Raw genomic sequence first — 13,718 nt, 5'->3', positions numbered from 1 at the left:
ACTGCCAAGAGGGTGCAGGAACCGGAGACCGGCCAATTGGGCGCTTTGAGGACATTGCTGAAAAAGCGCAGGGCGCAATCACCGGAACAGGATGCCGATGTACGGCGGAGCCTGGTCGAAACGCTTTATGCGTCGCCAGCGTCTCTGACGATCGGCGCAGCGACCGGCACGGCCGTCGGCCTCGTCATCAGCAGCATGTCGAATGGCCTTGCCATCCATGCTGTCGTGGCCGCTCTGTGTGTCGTTGCGGCGCTGCGCGTCTTTTCCGCCATCTTCTTTCATCGCCAGTTGCTGCGCGGCACGGCGGTCGCGTCGCGCAATTGGGAACTGGCCTATGAATTGGGAGCGTGGGCCTATTCCGGGCTGTTGGGCCTCATGGGCCTCGTCACACTGACGGGATCGACCAATTCCATCATCCATATGCTCAGCGTATCGATGGCCACTGGTTATGCCGGGGGAATTTCCGGCCGCAACGCCGGTCGGGTTCAGATCGCCATCGGTCAGGTTTGCCTTGCGCTGCTGCCGACGGCACTGGGTCTGTGGCTGGAAGGATCAATTGGTTATCGGGTGCTGGCCGTCGCGATGGTGGCGATGATATTAGGTCTGGCTGAAATCAGCGCGACCACGCATCGCATCGTGGTGCAAGCGCTGATCGGTCGGCGTGATAAGTCGCTGCTCGCCGAAAAGTTCGAACGGCTCGCGCGCTACGATAATCTGACCGGCCTGGAAAACCGCATGGCCATGCAAATGCGGCTGCGTGAGATTTTCGAAACCAGCGAAAAGCGCGCCGACGCCGTCGCGATCCTGTGGATGGATGTCGATCGGTTCAAGGAGATCAACGATTCGCTCGGCCATATGGTCGGCGACCGATTGCTGCGCGCCGTGGCTGAACGGTTGAACGACGTGGTGCAGGGGCGGGGGCGCATTGCTCGCTTCGGCGGCGATGAATTCGTCATCATCTGTCCAGATACGGACCGGGTCACGGCGGCGACGATCGCGCAGGAAATCATAGCCTATTTTTCGCATGGTTTCGATCTTGGCGATCATCATCTTCAGATGACCGCCTCGATCGGCTATGCTGTCGCACCCCAGGACGGCCGCGACATGGACGAACTGATGCAGCATGCCGACCTCGCGCTCTACGAAGCGAAAGGGGCCGGGCGCAACCGGGCATCCAGCTTCAACTGGTCGCTGAAAGAACGCTTCAACCGCATCCACGAGATCGAGACCGGCCTGCGCCGCGCGCTCGAAGGGGACGAACTCAAGCTGCTGTTCCAGCCGATCATCGCCCTTGATGGCGGGGATATCGAAGCCTGCGAAGCGCTCATCCGTTGGAACCACCCTGTTTTGGGTGCGATTCCTCCGTCCGAATTCATCCCCATCGCCGAAAGCATGGGCCTGATCGAAGCCTTGACCGGCTGGGTGTTGCGTGAGGCCTGCATCGCAGCAGCCGGATGGCCCGGCGAGGTCCGGGTGGCGATCAACATCTCGCCAGCCTCACTCAAGTCGCACGAACTGCCCGGCAATGTCATCGCCGCGCTGCTGGAAACCGGCTTGCCCGCGCGTCGGCTCGAACTGGAAGTTACCGAATCCATCTTTCTCGACGATAGCGGCCAGACCAGCACGATCCTGCGCGAACTGCAACGCATCGGCCTGCGGCTGGCGCTCGACGATTTTGGCACGGGCTATTCCTCGCTATCCTATCTGCGCTCCTATCGCTTCGACACGCTCAAAATCGACCAGAGCTTCATGGCGGGGATAAGCGCCAACCCCGAAGATCGCGCGGTCGTCCGCGCGATCGGCAATCTCGCGCGCGATCTGTCGATGGACACGATCGCCGAGGGGATCGAAACGCACGATCAACTCGCCCATGCGCGCGAGGCTGGCTTTACCAACGTCCAGGGCTATTTGTTCAGCCGCCCAGTCCCCAATGAGCGGATCATCGAACTGATCGAGGCCGGTCCCCTTCATGGCGAAGAACGACCCGATCCTGTCATCCACCGCCGCCGCCTCGCCTGAAACGCGCGCTATCAGCGCAACCGGGTCTGCGCTGCCGCCAACCGCCGCATCATCCGCAAGTCGCGATCCGACAGGGCCAGCGCCGTGTCGGTCCAGGTGGTGACGATGTCCGTCAGCTCGTCCAACGTCATCGGATTAACCCGCCGACCGGCCCGGTTGATGCCGACATAGCCGGCATGATGGGCCTGATGATCCTTGATCCACGCCGCTGTCGCCGCTTCGCCTTCCCCTTGTTCGACGACCTGGGTGACGATGCCCATCTCGAACATTTCCTCGGCGCTATAAACGCGCCCGTCGGTAATCATTTGGCGCGCCAGCACGGGGCCGACCCGCCGTGACAGGATGGAATAGGCACCCATGCCGGGGAATAGCCCGAACAGGACTTCGGGTAGGCCAAAGCGCGCCTGCCGTTCGGCGATGATGACGTCAAAGCACATCAGCGCCTCCAGTCCGCCGCCCAGCGCGTCGCCCTGCGCCAGCCCGATATTGAGGATGTTCATATCGTTGCAATGCCAGATGCGATCAACGATCTCGCAGCAGGCGATGCCATAGCGCAGCAGCGTGTCCCGGTCGCGGCGCTGGATGCATTCAGCGAACATCTCCAGGTCGCCGCCCAGGTTGAACACGCCCGGAAAGCGAGACCCCAACACCATGAATTTGAGCATGCCGCCCTTGTCTTCGAACACGCGGCGGCTCTCTTGCTGCCATGCCATCGTATCGCGAATGAGGGAGAGGTTGGAATTGGGCCGTTCGAGCGGCGTCATGAACGCCCATAGGGTTGAAAGCTCGGGATCCCAGCGCACATCGATCTGACCGAGGTCGAACAATGTCGAGCGTTCGATATCGGCCACCAGCGCCTGCTGCGTCGCACTTTCTGCGGCTAATGCGCGCGCGTCGATATCCGCTGCCATCGGACGTGTTTCGCCCGTGGAATTAAACTGTCCTGAATCAATCATGTGCGCCCCGATTTTTTATTGCGCGTGAAACAAAACAGGGCGGTGAAAGGGATGCAATCCGCGTAATGCCCACAATGCGCCGTTAACCATTTTTATCCGCAACTGTTGCAGTCGGGTTGTCCGAAAATGGGGCTGCGGCGGCGGATAGTTGCGTTAATGCAACAAATGCTTATGTCTTGAAATTGTAAAGATTTACCAAGAGCACATCGTTAACCTTTGCCCGTTATTCTCATGCCATGCATCGAGAGCGCCCCGCCCCCCAAATTGCCACGCTGGCATTACACGATCAATCAGGCGCGCACTGGCCGTTGCGTCTCTCGACCGACTGCCTGCGTTTCATCGGTCCTTATCGCCGAGTCGAAGGGTTTAATATCGATGCGCTGGCGCTGTTCGATGGCGTCCGCAAGGCGGGTTGAACGCTCACGCATTCGCTCCTAGAGGGCGCAGGTGACTCAGCCCAGATTTTCCTTTTCCATCGCCGCGACCGACGGCAAGGCCCGCACCGGCACGATCGCGATGCGTCGCGGCGACATCCGAACACCTGCCTTCATGCCCGTTGGCACCGCTGCCACCGTCAAGGCCATGCGACCAGCCGAAGTGCGCGCGGCCGGCGCCGATATCATCCTTGGTAACACCTATCATCTCATGCTGCGCCCAGGCGCTGAACGGATGGCGCGTCTTGGCGGGTTGCATGGCTTCATGGGCTGGGACCGACCGATCCTGACCGACAGTGGCGGTTATCAGGTCATGAGCCTGTCCGCGCTGACCAAGATGAGCGAGCAGGGCGTCGCCTTCTCCAGCCATATCGACGGTTCCAAGCATATGCTGACTCCCGAACGGTCGATGGAGATTCAGCGCCTGCTCGACAGCGATATCGTCATGGCCTTCGACGAATGTACGAAAAATGGCTGCACGCATGACGAGGCGACCAAATCCATGGAGCGCTCGATGCGCTGGGCCAAACGCTCGCGCGAGGGGTTCGATGCCGGTGGCGACCATGCCGAGCGTGCCGCGCTGTTCGGCATCCAGCAGGGATCACTGGACGAAGGACTAAGGCGGGAATCGGCCCAGCAACTGATCGACATCGGTTTCGACGGCTATGCCGTGGGTGGCCTCGCGGTGGGAGAGGGGCAGCAGGCGATGTTCGCCACGCTCGACTTCGCGCCCGACATGCTGCCGGCTGACAAACCGCGCTATCTGATGGGGGTGGGCAAGCCCGACGATATCGTCGGCGCGGTCGAGCGTGGTATCGACATGTTCGATTGCGTGCTGCCCACGCGGTCGGGCCGCAATGGCCAGGCCTTTACCTGGGCCGGGCCGCTCAACATCCGCAACGCCCGTTTTGCCGAGGATCAGGAGCCGCTCGATCCGCGTTGCACCTGCCCGGTCTGCGCGACCTGGAACCGTGCCTATCTCCACCATCTGGTGAAGTCAGGCGAAATGCTGGGGGCCATGTTGATGACCCAGCACAATATCCATTTCTACCAGGCGCTCATGCAGGGCATCCGTGAGGCCATTGCTGACGGGCGGTTTGCGTCCTTCGCCGCCGACTTCCGCCGCGACTATCAGCACGCCTGATCGCTAGGGAATGACGGTGATCGCGATGGCGTAGCTGCCCGCACCGCCGTCATGGTCCAACGCGGAACGCAACTGGCGCGACAGCCCGGTCAACACCCGACCATAACGCTCGGCCAGATGAGATGTCATCGCCTCGGACGTGCGCAAGCCCGACGACACGACGCTAAGCAGCGCCCGGTTGTCCTGTCCTGGCAGGGTCTGCGCGGAAATCCGCATCGCGCCTTGCGGATCCAGCATCATGGCCAGTTCAACCAGTTCGGTCAGCAGGAAAGCGATCGGCACCGCTACATCCTGGCTGATATGCAGGTTGTCGCTGTCGATCTGGATGCCGAATCGTCGCGCAGCAAAGGGGGCAGTACCCCTCAAGCTGGCCGACAATTCGCTGATCAAAGGACGGATCCCGACACCGCGATTTTCCTCCAACTCGGCAAAATGATTGCGATGCACAACCGACAGCGCATCGACCCGCCGTTGGATGGAGGCATAGGCTTCGACAGCTTCGGGTTCATGGGCCGATCGGGCGTGGAGATTGATCAGGCTGGCGATAATCTGCAGGTTGTTTTTGACCCGATGATGGACTTCGCGGGTCAGCTTGCGCTGCGTTTCCAGTCCCTCAGCCATCTCGGCCTCATGCGTTGCCACATCCTCGCTGATTTCACGGAATGTTTCGCCGAGCGCGACGATCTCCTGCGCCGGCGTCCGCATCCGCTGCAGCGGTTCCAGCACTTCACCGGGATGATAGGCCGCAACCGCGCGCTGCAATATCACCAGAGGACGGATCAGTAGCCGATTAACCACGAACCAGCCGATCGCCGCCGCCGCAAACCACATGACCAGTGGCAGGAATAGCGATAGCAGCCGGGCCAGCGTGGCAGGCGGTTCGCGCACCGTCATCGTCAGATCAAGGTCATAGGGGTCGACGCGCGCCGAAAGGCTGCTGCGTTTGCCGCCGGGTGGATCCTTGCGGACATGGCTGATGGCGAGTTGCCGATCCGCCTGACGCAAGGTCAATTTGCGGTTCTGCAAGGCGGTGGCAGGATCGGCTACGCTTTCGAGATGCTTGCGCGAATAATAGATCAGCGCCGCGACGCGGTCATCGGTGCTGCGAATTCGGCTGACGAGATAGGGGGCGTTGGCCAGCAATTCCAATGGTGGCCCGTTGAAGCGGTTCGCCAAAGCCATCGGCGCCGGTTCGGCATCGGCGGATTGGCAAAGGCGGCGACCGGCCCGATCATAGATATAATAGCGACCACCCTCGCATCGTTGGATGCCAGAAACAGTGACAGGCGCACACAGATAGTGCGATCGGCTCTGTTGGACGCGAGATTGTCGACCGTTAACTGCAGCGCCGTCCGATCCGATTGCAAGTCGGCGGTCAATTTGCGCGCGCTTTGCGTAACTGCGATCCGCAGCAACGCTTCCTTTTCCAGGTCTGCTGTGCGGATGGCCTGCAGCGACGCGACTAGGGCGATCAGTCCCAGCGGCAATAGGGCCAGCGTCAAGATCAGAAACATCTTGACGCCAGTGGATTTGAAAAGTCGAAAAATCGGCTCCGTCAGCGACCGGGCTGCCGGAGGAAGGCTGCCCCGGAACATGCGCTGCTCAGTCCAGCTTGCTTAACAGGTCCAGCATTTCGGCGGGAATATCTTCGTCAACCGCGCGCTGATAGACATTGCGTAAGACCTGCGACACATGACCTTCATCCATAGGGTTAGCAGCCCGGCCCTTGCGCGGGGCAGAGGCGGTCTTCGCGCCTTTCTCCCGGTCTGCTGCGGCCGAACGATTATCCGTGGTAGAAGAAACCAAAATCTGCCCCTCTGAAGCAATCTCTGTCACGCCAGCCTGTCCGTATTCGCGGGAATCATGCGGCGCGTCAATTCGTCGTTCCGCATTAAAGTCACGATGATCGTACTCTTGCCGAAAAAACCATGTCACTGCGAAACAAATCTGCCCTTCGTTGGTTCCGGCCCAGCGAGCGTTTTTTTGACGCTGCCGGTTTCGGGGGACGTCGAAGGGTAGGGGGTTGTCATCACGGCTTGGACATTCCATCCTGTGCTTCATCCTTCCCCGTGTCGGATACAACAGGCCCGCATATGGGCAGGGAGACGAATTGACGATGTCGCTTGGACAGCAACTACACCCCCATCTTCCATTCCTGCGTCGCTACGCCCGCGCGCTCACGGGTAGCCAAACGCATGGCGACGCTTATGTTCGCGCCTCGCTCGAAGCGATCGTCGCTGCACCGGAAGAATTTCCATCTGACGTCGATCCGCGCCTTGGTCTGTATCGGACGTTTCATGCCATCTGGTCGTCGGCCCATCTCGAAGATGTGCCACTGACTGCCGACGGCGACCGGGAAGCGATTGCGCAGGCACGCCTGGCGCGCCTGACGCCTTTGCCGCGCCAGGCTTTGCTGTTGACCGCGTTGGAGGGCTTTACCGTTGAGGATGTCGCCTATCTCATCGACCTCGACAGCGCTGATGTGGAAGGCCTGGTCGAAGAGGCGCTGAGTGAAATCGAGGCGCAGACCCGGGCCAAGGTGCTGATCATCGAGGATGAGCCGATCATTGCGATGGACATCGAAACGATTGTTCGCGACCTTGGTCATGATGTGACCGCAATCGCCGTGACCGCTGAAGACGCGGTGCGCGAGGCGCTGGCGGATCGTCCAGGGCTTGTGTTGGCCGACATCCAACTGGCCGATGACAGCAGCGGCATTGACGCCGTGAAGGATATCCTTGCTGAATTTGCCGTACCGGTCATCTTCATCACGGCCTTCCCCGAACGCCTGTTGACCGGGGAGCGGCCCGAACCGACGTTCCTGATCACCAAGCCGTTCCAGCGTTCGACCGTGAAGGCCGCCATTTCGCAGGCGCTCTTCTTCGACCAGGCGACCGCGCCAGCATGATCGTTACGCTTATATAGCGTCTTGTCGGAACTCCCCGCCGGTCGTTGCGTTAGTAATGCGTAACGATCGGGGAGAGATCATGACAAATCAGGAAGAACATATTACATCCGAAGAAGCGCGCGGCGGTTCAAAGGATCATGTCGTGCGGTATGTCCTTGGCATATCGCTTGTTTTAGTGGTTATCGGCATGCTGGTCGTTCTGGTTCTCTGACCACAGGGCTTGTGGCCTGCGGGTCTTTGATAAAAATCTATTCACCATATAGGCGCATTTATGGCTTTGACGACGTCGGTTCCTTCAGCGAGGGCGGCAGCCAATACAGGGGTTGTCTCCGTGGATGAAAATGCGGAGCCGATCGAAGAGCGCGCCGCGCTGTCGGATTCGGACTTTAAGCGTGAACTGGCTGCGGTTATCCCGCATCTGCGCGCCTTCGGTCGTTCCTTATCGGGTAACCGGGACGTGGCGGACGATCTCGTTCAGGAAACTCTGCTTAAGGCTTGGGCGGCGCGTGCGCGCTTTCAGGCTGGCACCAACATGCGGGCCTGGACCTTCATCATCCTGCGCAACCATTATCTGTCGCAAATGCGCCGATCGCGCTTTCGTGGCGAATGGGATGATCTGACCGCAGACCGCATCCTCGCGGCACCCGCCAGTCAGGACAAGCATGTCGAATTGAGCGATATGCAACGGGCGCTGCTGCAATTGCCGCAACCCCAGCGCGAAGCGTTGATTCTGGTCGGCGCAGGCGGTTTTGCCTACGAGGAGGCTGCGGAAATCTGCGGTGTCGCCGTCGGCACGATCAAAAGCCGGGTTGCCCGCGGCCGCGCCGCGCTGGAATTGCTCATGGAGAGTGGTGACCTGCCGTCACGGCGCAGCCAGGAAACGACCGACACCGCCGTGCTCGATGAGATCATGGACGATGTGGATCGCCTCAGCCGCGGACGCGGTGGGCCTGCTGCTGATAGCTGATCGGGAACGATAGCATTCCGCTACCCGTTGATTGTCTTTAGGAGGACTTCACACGTGGGTAGGGATCCCGACAAACAGGCGAAGCGGTTGGCGCAAGATCCAATGCGTCATCCGCATGCCAATAGCGTCATATTCGGTTTGATCGCGATCGCGCTTGTTCTTGCGATCGGCTTTTTTTTATCTGACCAATGATCGCCGTGGCAGCAGGCAGGCCGATGCCGTGACCGGTGCCGCGAAATCCGTCGATGACGCCGCGCGCGTCATGGAGGAAGCGGCGCGAAATGCCGCTGACAGATTGCGCTGATAATAAAGCTGCGCGTTCTACTTTACGCCAGATTCAGAAAATCTTCGTGATTTTCCGGCAGGGTATCGTCACTGTCGGATTTCCTTACGGTTCGTTGTAAGGCGTCGTCCGACATTGTCAGCTTCGCCAATGGCGGCAGTGGAAAAAAACGCGACGATGATCAGGCTGTTCAAACATTATGTGCCGCATGCCGTTTTGCTGCTGGGGCTGCTCGATTTCGTCGTGCTGCTGTGCGCAGCCGAAGGCGGCTGGATTTTACGGGCGCACCAAATCGGCATGGAGATCGACCATGTGATCACGCGCATGGGACCGCTGCTCAGCTTCGCCTTCGCCGTTCAGACCGCCATGATCGCGGTCGGTGTCTATGGGACGGAGGCGCTTCAATCGATCCGCTTCGCTTTCGCCCGACTCTTGGTGGCGGTCTCGCTGGGCGTCATCTTCCTCTCGGTGCTCTATTTCCTCATGCCCGGCATGACGTTGTGGCGCTCCAATTCGCTCTACGCCATGGGCCTCGCCATGGCGATGCTGGTTGTTACGCGCATCCTGCTTGGCTCGATGTTGGGTGGCGAGGCGTTTAAGCGGCGGCTGGTCGTGCTGGGTGCTGGCAACCGGGCCGACCGTATCCGCGAACTGGAAAAGAAGCGGGGCGCGGGCTATCTCGTCGTCGGCTATATCGCGATGAATGACGGGCCGCAGGTGGTGCAGGAAGCCATCAACCGCAGCGCCATCTATAACCTGTCCGATTTCGTCGTCCGTCTGAATGCCAGCGAAGTGGTGCTGGCACTGGAGGAACGGCGCAACGCCATCCCCATGTCCGACCTGTTGCGCATCAAGACCACCGGCGTCCATGTCAACGATCTCTCGACCTTTTTGGAGCGCGAGACCGGCCGGGTCGATCTCGACAGCGTCAATCCCAGCTGGCTCATCTTTTCGGATGGCTTTTCGGCGGGACGTCGCCTTTCCAGCATCGCCAAGCGCCTGTTCGACATCATCGCCAGCTCCCTGCTGTTGCTGCTGACCGGCCCGATCATCCTGCTTGCTGCGTTGTTGGTGAAGCTCGATAGCAAAGGCCCGGCCTTCTATCGTCAGCAACGGGTCGGCCTCTTCGGCCAGGAATTCTGGATCGTCAAACTCCGCACCATGCGGCAAGATGCGGAAGTGGCGGGTCAAGCGGTTTGGGCGGAAAAGGATGATCCGCGCATCACGCGCCTTGGCTATTGGCTGCGCAAATTACGCATCGACGAACTGCCCCAGACCTGGACGGTGCTGAAAGGCGAAATGAGCTTCGTTGGCCCGCGCCCCGAACGCCGCCAGTTCGTCGAAGATCTGGAACAGCATCTGCGTTATTATGCCGAACGGCATATGGTAAAGCCCGGCATTACCGGCTGGGCGCAGATCAATTATCCCTATGGCGCGTCGATCGATGACAGTCGCCACAAGCTGGAATATGATCTTTATTATGCCAAGAATTACACGCCCTTCCTCGACCTGTTGATCCTGATCCAGACGGTGCGGGTCATCCTCTGGCCTGATGGCGCTCGTTAAGGGCGGTACGGTGGGCCTATTGCTCCAATTTATCGGCGACTGGGGCCACGCGTTGGCCGCCGTGCTGTTTGCCGCGCTCGGCATCTTCCTCTTTCGCCGTCGCGCCGAAGCCGCGGAAATGGGCATGCTGGCGGTGGCGCTGCTGCTGACGTCCTGCTGGGCGCTCTATGTGTCGTTCGGTGGCGTCGCCAAACCGCTTTCGGGCGTGGCCGAAAATATGCGCAATGCGGCTTGGTTGACGACGATGTTCGTCATGCTGCGGCGTGGTCCGGTGGGAAGGGGCGGTGCCCTCGGGGCCGTCGTTGCCGTCTATGCTGCTGTTGCCGGACTGCTTCTGCTTCAGACTATTACCGACCTTGTCTGGCATCAACTGCCCCAGGACAGTGAATTGCACGAGGCCTTGGTCACCGTATCGCTGATCCTGCGCATGATGACGGCGATCGGCAGCCTGCTCCTGCTCCACCATCTTTATGCCGCATGGCCATTGCGGGAGCGGGGCGGTGTCGTTCTCCTGTTCGGCGCGCTGGCGGCGATGTGGACATATGACCTCAATCTCTACGCGATCGGCTATCTTGTGCCTGACCGGGCGAGCGAACTCTATGCGCTGCGCGGTTTGCTGATGGCCCTTCTCGCGCCGGTGATCGCCATCGGCCTGCGCAAGGGGATGACGGAACGGCTCACCCTGTCGCGAACGTTGACCTTTCAGTCCCTCTCCATTTTCGCAGTCGCGCTCTACGTCATCGTGCTCACCGCCGCCGCCGTATTGATCGAACTGATCGCCGGACCCTATGCCCGCATGGTGGAGATTGCTGCGGTATTCTTCGCTGCTGTCACCGCGCTGGTCTTGCTGCCATCGCCCCGATTGCGCGCCCTGTGGAAGGTGCAGGTCGCCAAGCATTTCTTCCAGCATCGCTACGACTATCGTACCGAATGGATGCGTTTTGGGGAAACGATCGGCCGTCCCGGCGAAAACCCCGCGCCGCTGGGCGAGCGCGTCGCCAAGGCGATTGCCGACATCACCGATTCTCCTGCCGCCCTTTTGCTGTTGCGTGATGATCAGGGCGGGCTGATGCTCGAAACCGGCTGGAGCTGGAATGGCGACCTGCCCGAAGATGCGTCCCTGTCGCCCACTATCGTCGCCCGTCTCGAACAAAGCGGCTGGATCATCGACCTTGGCAAACGCCGCGCCGCCGACGCCACTCTGCCGCTGCCCGACTGGATGACGCAGGATGCGCGCCTCTGGGCGCTGGTGCCACTTATCCATTTCAACCGTCTGACCGGCGCGATCCTTCTTGCTCGTCCGCCCATAGACCGGCGGCTCGACTGGGAGGATTTCGACATGCTGCGCGCCGCCGGACGGCAAGTTGCCACCTATATCAGCGAGGCGCAGGGGCAGCAGGCGCTCAACGATGCCGCCCGCTTCGACGAGTTTAACCGCCGCTTCGCCTTCATCATTCATGACATCAAAAATCTGGTCAGCCAGCTATCCTTGCTGGCGCGCAACGCGGAGCGCCATGCCGACAACCCGGAATTTCGCGCGGACATGATCCTGACGCTGCAGGAATCGGTCGGCAAGATGAATGACTTGCTCGCGCGCCTGTCGCAACACCATAAGGGCCGCGCAGAAGAACCGCGCCCGCTCGCCTTGCGCACTCTGCTCGACCATGTGGCGCACATCCGTGCGCGCCAGCATCCGATCCTGGTCAACGGCGACGCACCCTTGGCGCTCGCTGACCCGGCGCGTGTCGAACTGATCGTCACCCATTTGCTGCAAAATGCCATCGACGCCAGCGCGCCCGACGCGCCGGTGGAACTGCGCCTGTCCGCCGACGCTACCGATGTGCTGGTTGAGATCGTCGACCAGGGCCGGGGCATGAGCGCCGAATATGTCCGCCGCGAACTGTTCAAGCCCTTCTCGTCCAGCAAGGCGGGCGGTTTCGGGATCGGCGCGTTCGAGGCCCGCGCCCTGGCGCAGGCGATGGGCGGGCGGATCGACGTCGACAGTCGCCCCGGCGTTGGCAGCCGCTTCACCCTGCGTCTGCCGCTGGCACCCCACACACAGGAAAAGGCCGCCTGATGAGCGATACCCGCCCCAAATTGCTGATCGTAGAGGATGATCCGGGCCTTCAGCGGCAATTGCGCTGGGCCTATGAGGATTATCAACTCTTCATCGCGGGCGACCGGGAGGAGGCGGTCGAACTGCTGCGCGCCCATGCGCCCGACGTCGTGACGCTCGATCTGGGGTTGCCGCCAGACCCGGATGGCACCAGCGAAGCTTCGCCACACTCGCCGACATCTTGCGGATCAAGCCGGACACGAAAGTCATCGTCGCGTCCGGCCATGGCGCGCGCGAAAGCGCGCTTGATGCGATTTCGGGCGGCGCCTACGATTTCTACCAAAAGCCCGTCGATATCGATGAACTCGGCCTCATCGTCCGCCGCGCTTTCCATGTTCACGCGCTGGAACAGGAAAATGCGCGCCTCGCCGAAACCGCGCCTGCCGATGGCCGTGTGCTCGGCCGTGTGCTGACCGGCGCGCCCGAAATGATGAAGGTCGCCCGCATGATCGAGCGTGTGGCCAGCGCGCAAGTGTCGGTGCTGTTGCTGGGCGCGAGCGGCACCGGCAAGGAATTGCTCGCCCAGGGGCTCCACGATGCCAGCCCACGCCGCCAGGGCGCGTTCGTCCCGATCAACTGCGCCGCCATCCCCGAAGCCCTGCTCGAATCCGAATTGTTCGGCCATGAAAAGGGCGCGTTTACAGGGGCCATCAAGACGACGCCGGGTAAAATCGAGCAGGCGCAGGGCGGCACGCTGTTCCTCGACGAAGTCGGCGACATTTCGCTCGCGCTCCAAGTGAAGCTGCTGCGCTTCCTGCAGGAGCGGGTGATCGAACGCATCGGCGGGCGCACGCCCATCGCCGTCGATACGCGCATCGTGTGCGCCACCCACCAGGATCTGGACGCCATGATCGGTGCGGGCAGCTTCCGCGAGGATCTTTATTATCGCCTCGCCGAAATCGTCATCCGCATCCCCGCGCTTAAGGAGCGCGCTGGCGACCCGGCGCTGCTTGCCCGCCATTTCCTGACCCGCTTTGCGGCCGAGATGAATCCGGCGGTCAAGGGCCTCGCCCCCGATGCCCTCGCCGCGCTCGACGCCTGGCCCTGGCCCGGCAATGTGCGCGAACTGGAAAACCGCATGAAACGCGCCGTCATCATGGCCGACGGCAAGCTGGTGACTGCGCCGATCTCGACCTGGACGAGGAACGGGCCGAGGGCGGCGAATTGGTGAACTTAAAAGCAGTGCGCGAAATGGCCGATCGCCGCGCGATCCGCCGCGCCATTGCGCGCACGGACGGCAATATTTCGGGCGCGGCCAAGATATTGGGGATCAGCCGTCCCACCTTATATGATCTTCTCAAACACTATCAGATGCAGGGATAACC

10 protein-coding genes and 2 pseudogenes are annotated in these 13,718 nt (G+C 61.1%); 9 read left to right on the top strand and 3 right to left on the bottom strand.

What is annotated here, in order from left to right:
• Nucleotides 1-36: 36 nt before the first annotated feature.
• On the top strand, nucleotides 37-2,019 hold the full coding sequence (locus tag BF95_RS01835) for a putative bifunctional diguanylate cyclase/phosphodiesterase (protein WP_443018320.1): 1,983 nt from the start codon (nucleotides 37-39) through the stop codon (nucleotides 2,017-2,019).
• An 11-nt stretch (nucleotides 2,020-2,030) separates the two neighbouring features.
• Here BF95_RS01835 and BF95_RS01830 read toward each other — a convergent pair whose 3' ends face one another.
• The gene (locus BF95_RS01830; protein WP_443018317.1) at nucleotides 2,031-2,930 is read right to left on the bottom strand and encodes a crotonase/enoyl-CoA hydratase family protein; all 900 of its coding nucleotides are present in this window, start codon (nucleotides 2,928-2,930) and stop codon (nucleotides 2,031-2,033) included.
• Nucleotides 2,931-3,422: 492 nt separating this feature from the next.
• On the opposite strand from BF95_RS01830, the gene tgt reads away from it, so the two are divergent.
• Nucleotides 3,423-4,553 carry a tRNA guanosine(34) transglycosylase Tgt gene (gene tgt, locus BF95_RS01820; RefSeq protein ID WP_043148930.1) on the top strand — a complete coding sequence of 377 codons (1,131 nt, stop codon included), beginning with the start codon at nucleotides 3,423-3,425 and terminating at the stop codon, nucleotides 4,551-4,553.
• Nucleotides 4,554-4,556: 3 nt separating this feature from the next.
• Here tgt and BF95_RS01815 read toward each other — a convergent pair.
• Both BF95_RS01815 and BF95_RS28655 read right to left on the bottom strand, forming a co-directional pair.
• Nucleotides 4,557-6,067, bottom strand: a pseudogene (locus BF95_RS01815) (sensor histidine kinase).
• An 88-nt stretch (nucleotides 6,068-6,155) separates the two neighbouring features.
• Nucleotides 6,156-6,602, bottom strand: coding sequence for a NepR family anti-sigma factor (locus BF95_RS28655; RefSeq protein ID WP_152542522.1), 447 nt, complete (start codon nucleotides 6,600-6,602; stop codon nucleotides 6,156-6,158).
• A 67-nt stretch (nucleotides 6,603-6,669) separates the two neighbouring features.
• Between BF95_RS28655 and BF95_RS01805 the strand changes: the two genes are divergently transcribed.
• The 7 genes and pseudogenes from BF95_RS01805 (at nucleotide 6,670) to prsR (ending at nucleotide 13,716) form a co-directional block, all read left to right on the top strand.
• The gene (locus BF95_RS01805) at nucleotides 6,670-7,461 is read left to right on the top strand and encodes a response regulator (RefSeq protein ID WP_043148928.1); all 792 of its coding nucleotides are present in this window, start codon (nucleotides 6,670-6,672) and stop codon (nucleotides 7,459-7,461) included.
• A gap of 79 nt (nucleotides 7,462-7,540) precedes the next feature.
• Nucleotides 7,541-7,672: a hypothetical protein gene (locus tag BF95_RS30255; RefSeq protein WP_043148926.1), complete on the top strand. Its 132-nt coding sequence runs from the start codon at nucleotides 7,541-7,543 to the stop codon at nucleotides 7,670-7,672.
• 60 nt (nucleotides 7,673-7,732) lie between these two features.
• Complete coding sequence (locus BF95_RS01795; RefSeq protein WP_235209521.1) at nucleotides 7,733-8,428, top strand: sigma-70 family RNA polymerase sigma factor; 696 nt, start codon at nucleotides 7,733-7,735, stop codon at nucleotides 8,426-8,428.
• Between the two features lie 54 nt (nucleotides 8,429-8,482).
• Complete coding sequence (locus BF95_RS28650; protein WP_235209520.1) at nucleotides 8,483-8,620, top strand: hypothetical protein; 138 nt, start codon at nucleotides 8,483-8,485, stop codon at nucleotides 8,618-8,620.
• Nucleotides 8,621-8,888: 268 nt separating this feature from the next.
• Complete coding sequence (locus tag BF95_RS01785) at nucleotides 8,889-10,277, top strand: TIGR03013 family XrtA/PEP-CTERM system glycosyltransferase (RefSeq protein WP_043149068.1); 1,389 nt, start codon at nucleotides 8,889-8,891, stop codon at nucleotides 10,275-10,277.
• 10 nt (nucleotides 10,278-10,287) lie between these two features.
• Nucleotides 10,288-12,354 (top strand): XrtA/PEP-CTERM system histidine kinase PrsK, encoded by a 2,067-nt coding sequence (gene prsK / locus BF95_RS01780; RefSeq protein WP_152542527.1) that lies wholly within the window; start codon nucleotides 10,288-10,290, stop codon nucleotides 12,352-12,354.
• A pseudogene (prsR, locus tag BF95_RS01775) lies at nucleotides 12,354-13,716 on the top strand (PEP-CTERM-box response regulator transcription factor). Before prsK ends, prsR begins: the two are co-directional and overlap by 1 nt.
• The last annotated feature ends 2 nt before the right edge of the window (nucleotides 13,717-13,718 follow it).

Source organism: Sphingobium sp. Ant17, from assembly GCF_000588875.1.
In the GTDB taxonomy this organism is placed as follows: domain Bacteria; phylum Pseudomonadota; class Alphaproteobacteria; order Sphingomonadales; family Sphingomonadaceae; genus Sphingobium.
Note: the sequence above shows the minus strand (reverse complement) of the source record. Positions and strands in the feature narration are given on the sequence as shown.

What these genes read in the sequence shown, in the direction of transcription:
- BF95_RS01830 (WP_443018317.1), bottom strand. Translation starts at nt 2,930, where the DNA reads ATGGCAGCGGATATCGACGCGCGCGCATTAGCCGCAGAAAGTGCGACG.
- BF95_RS28655 (WP_152542522.1), bottom strand. Translation starts at nt 6,602, where the DNA reads ATGGAATGTCCAAGCCGTGATGACAACCCCCTACCCTTCGACGTCCCC.
- BF95_RS01805 (WP_043148928.1), top strand. Translation starts at nt 6,670, where the DNA reads ATGTCGCTTGGACAGCAACTACACCCCCATCTTCCATTCCTGCGTCGC.
- BF95_RS30255 (WP_043148926.1), top strand. Translation starts at nt 7,541, where the DNA reads ATGACAAATCAGGAAGAACATATTACATCCGAAGAAGCGCGCGGCGGT.
- BF95_RS01795 (WP_235209521.1), top strand. Translation starts at nt 7,733, where the DNA reads ATGGCTTTGACGACGTCGGTTCCTTCAGCGAGGGCGGCAGCCAATACA.
- BF95_RS01785 (WP_043149068.1), top strand. Translation starts at nt 8,889, where the DNA reads ATGATCAGGCTGTTCAAACATTATGTGCCGCATGCCGTTTTGCTGCTG.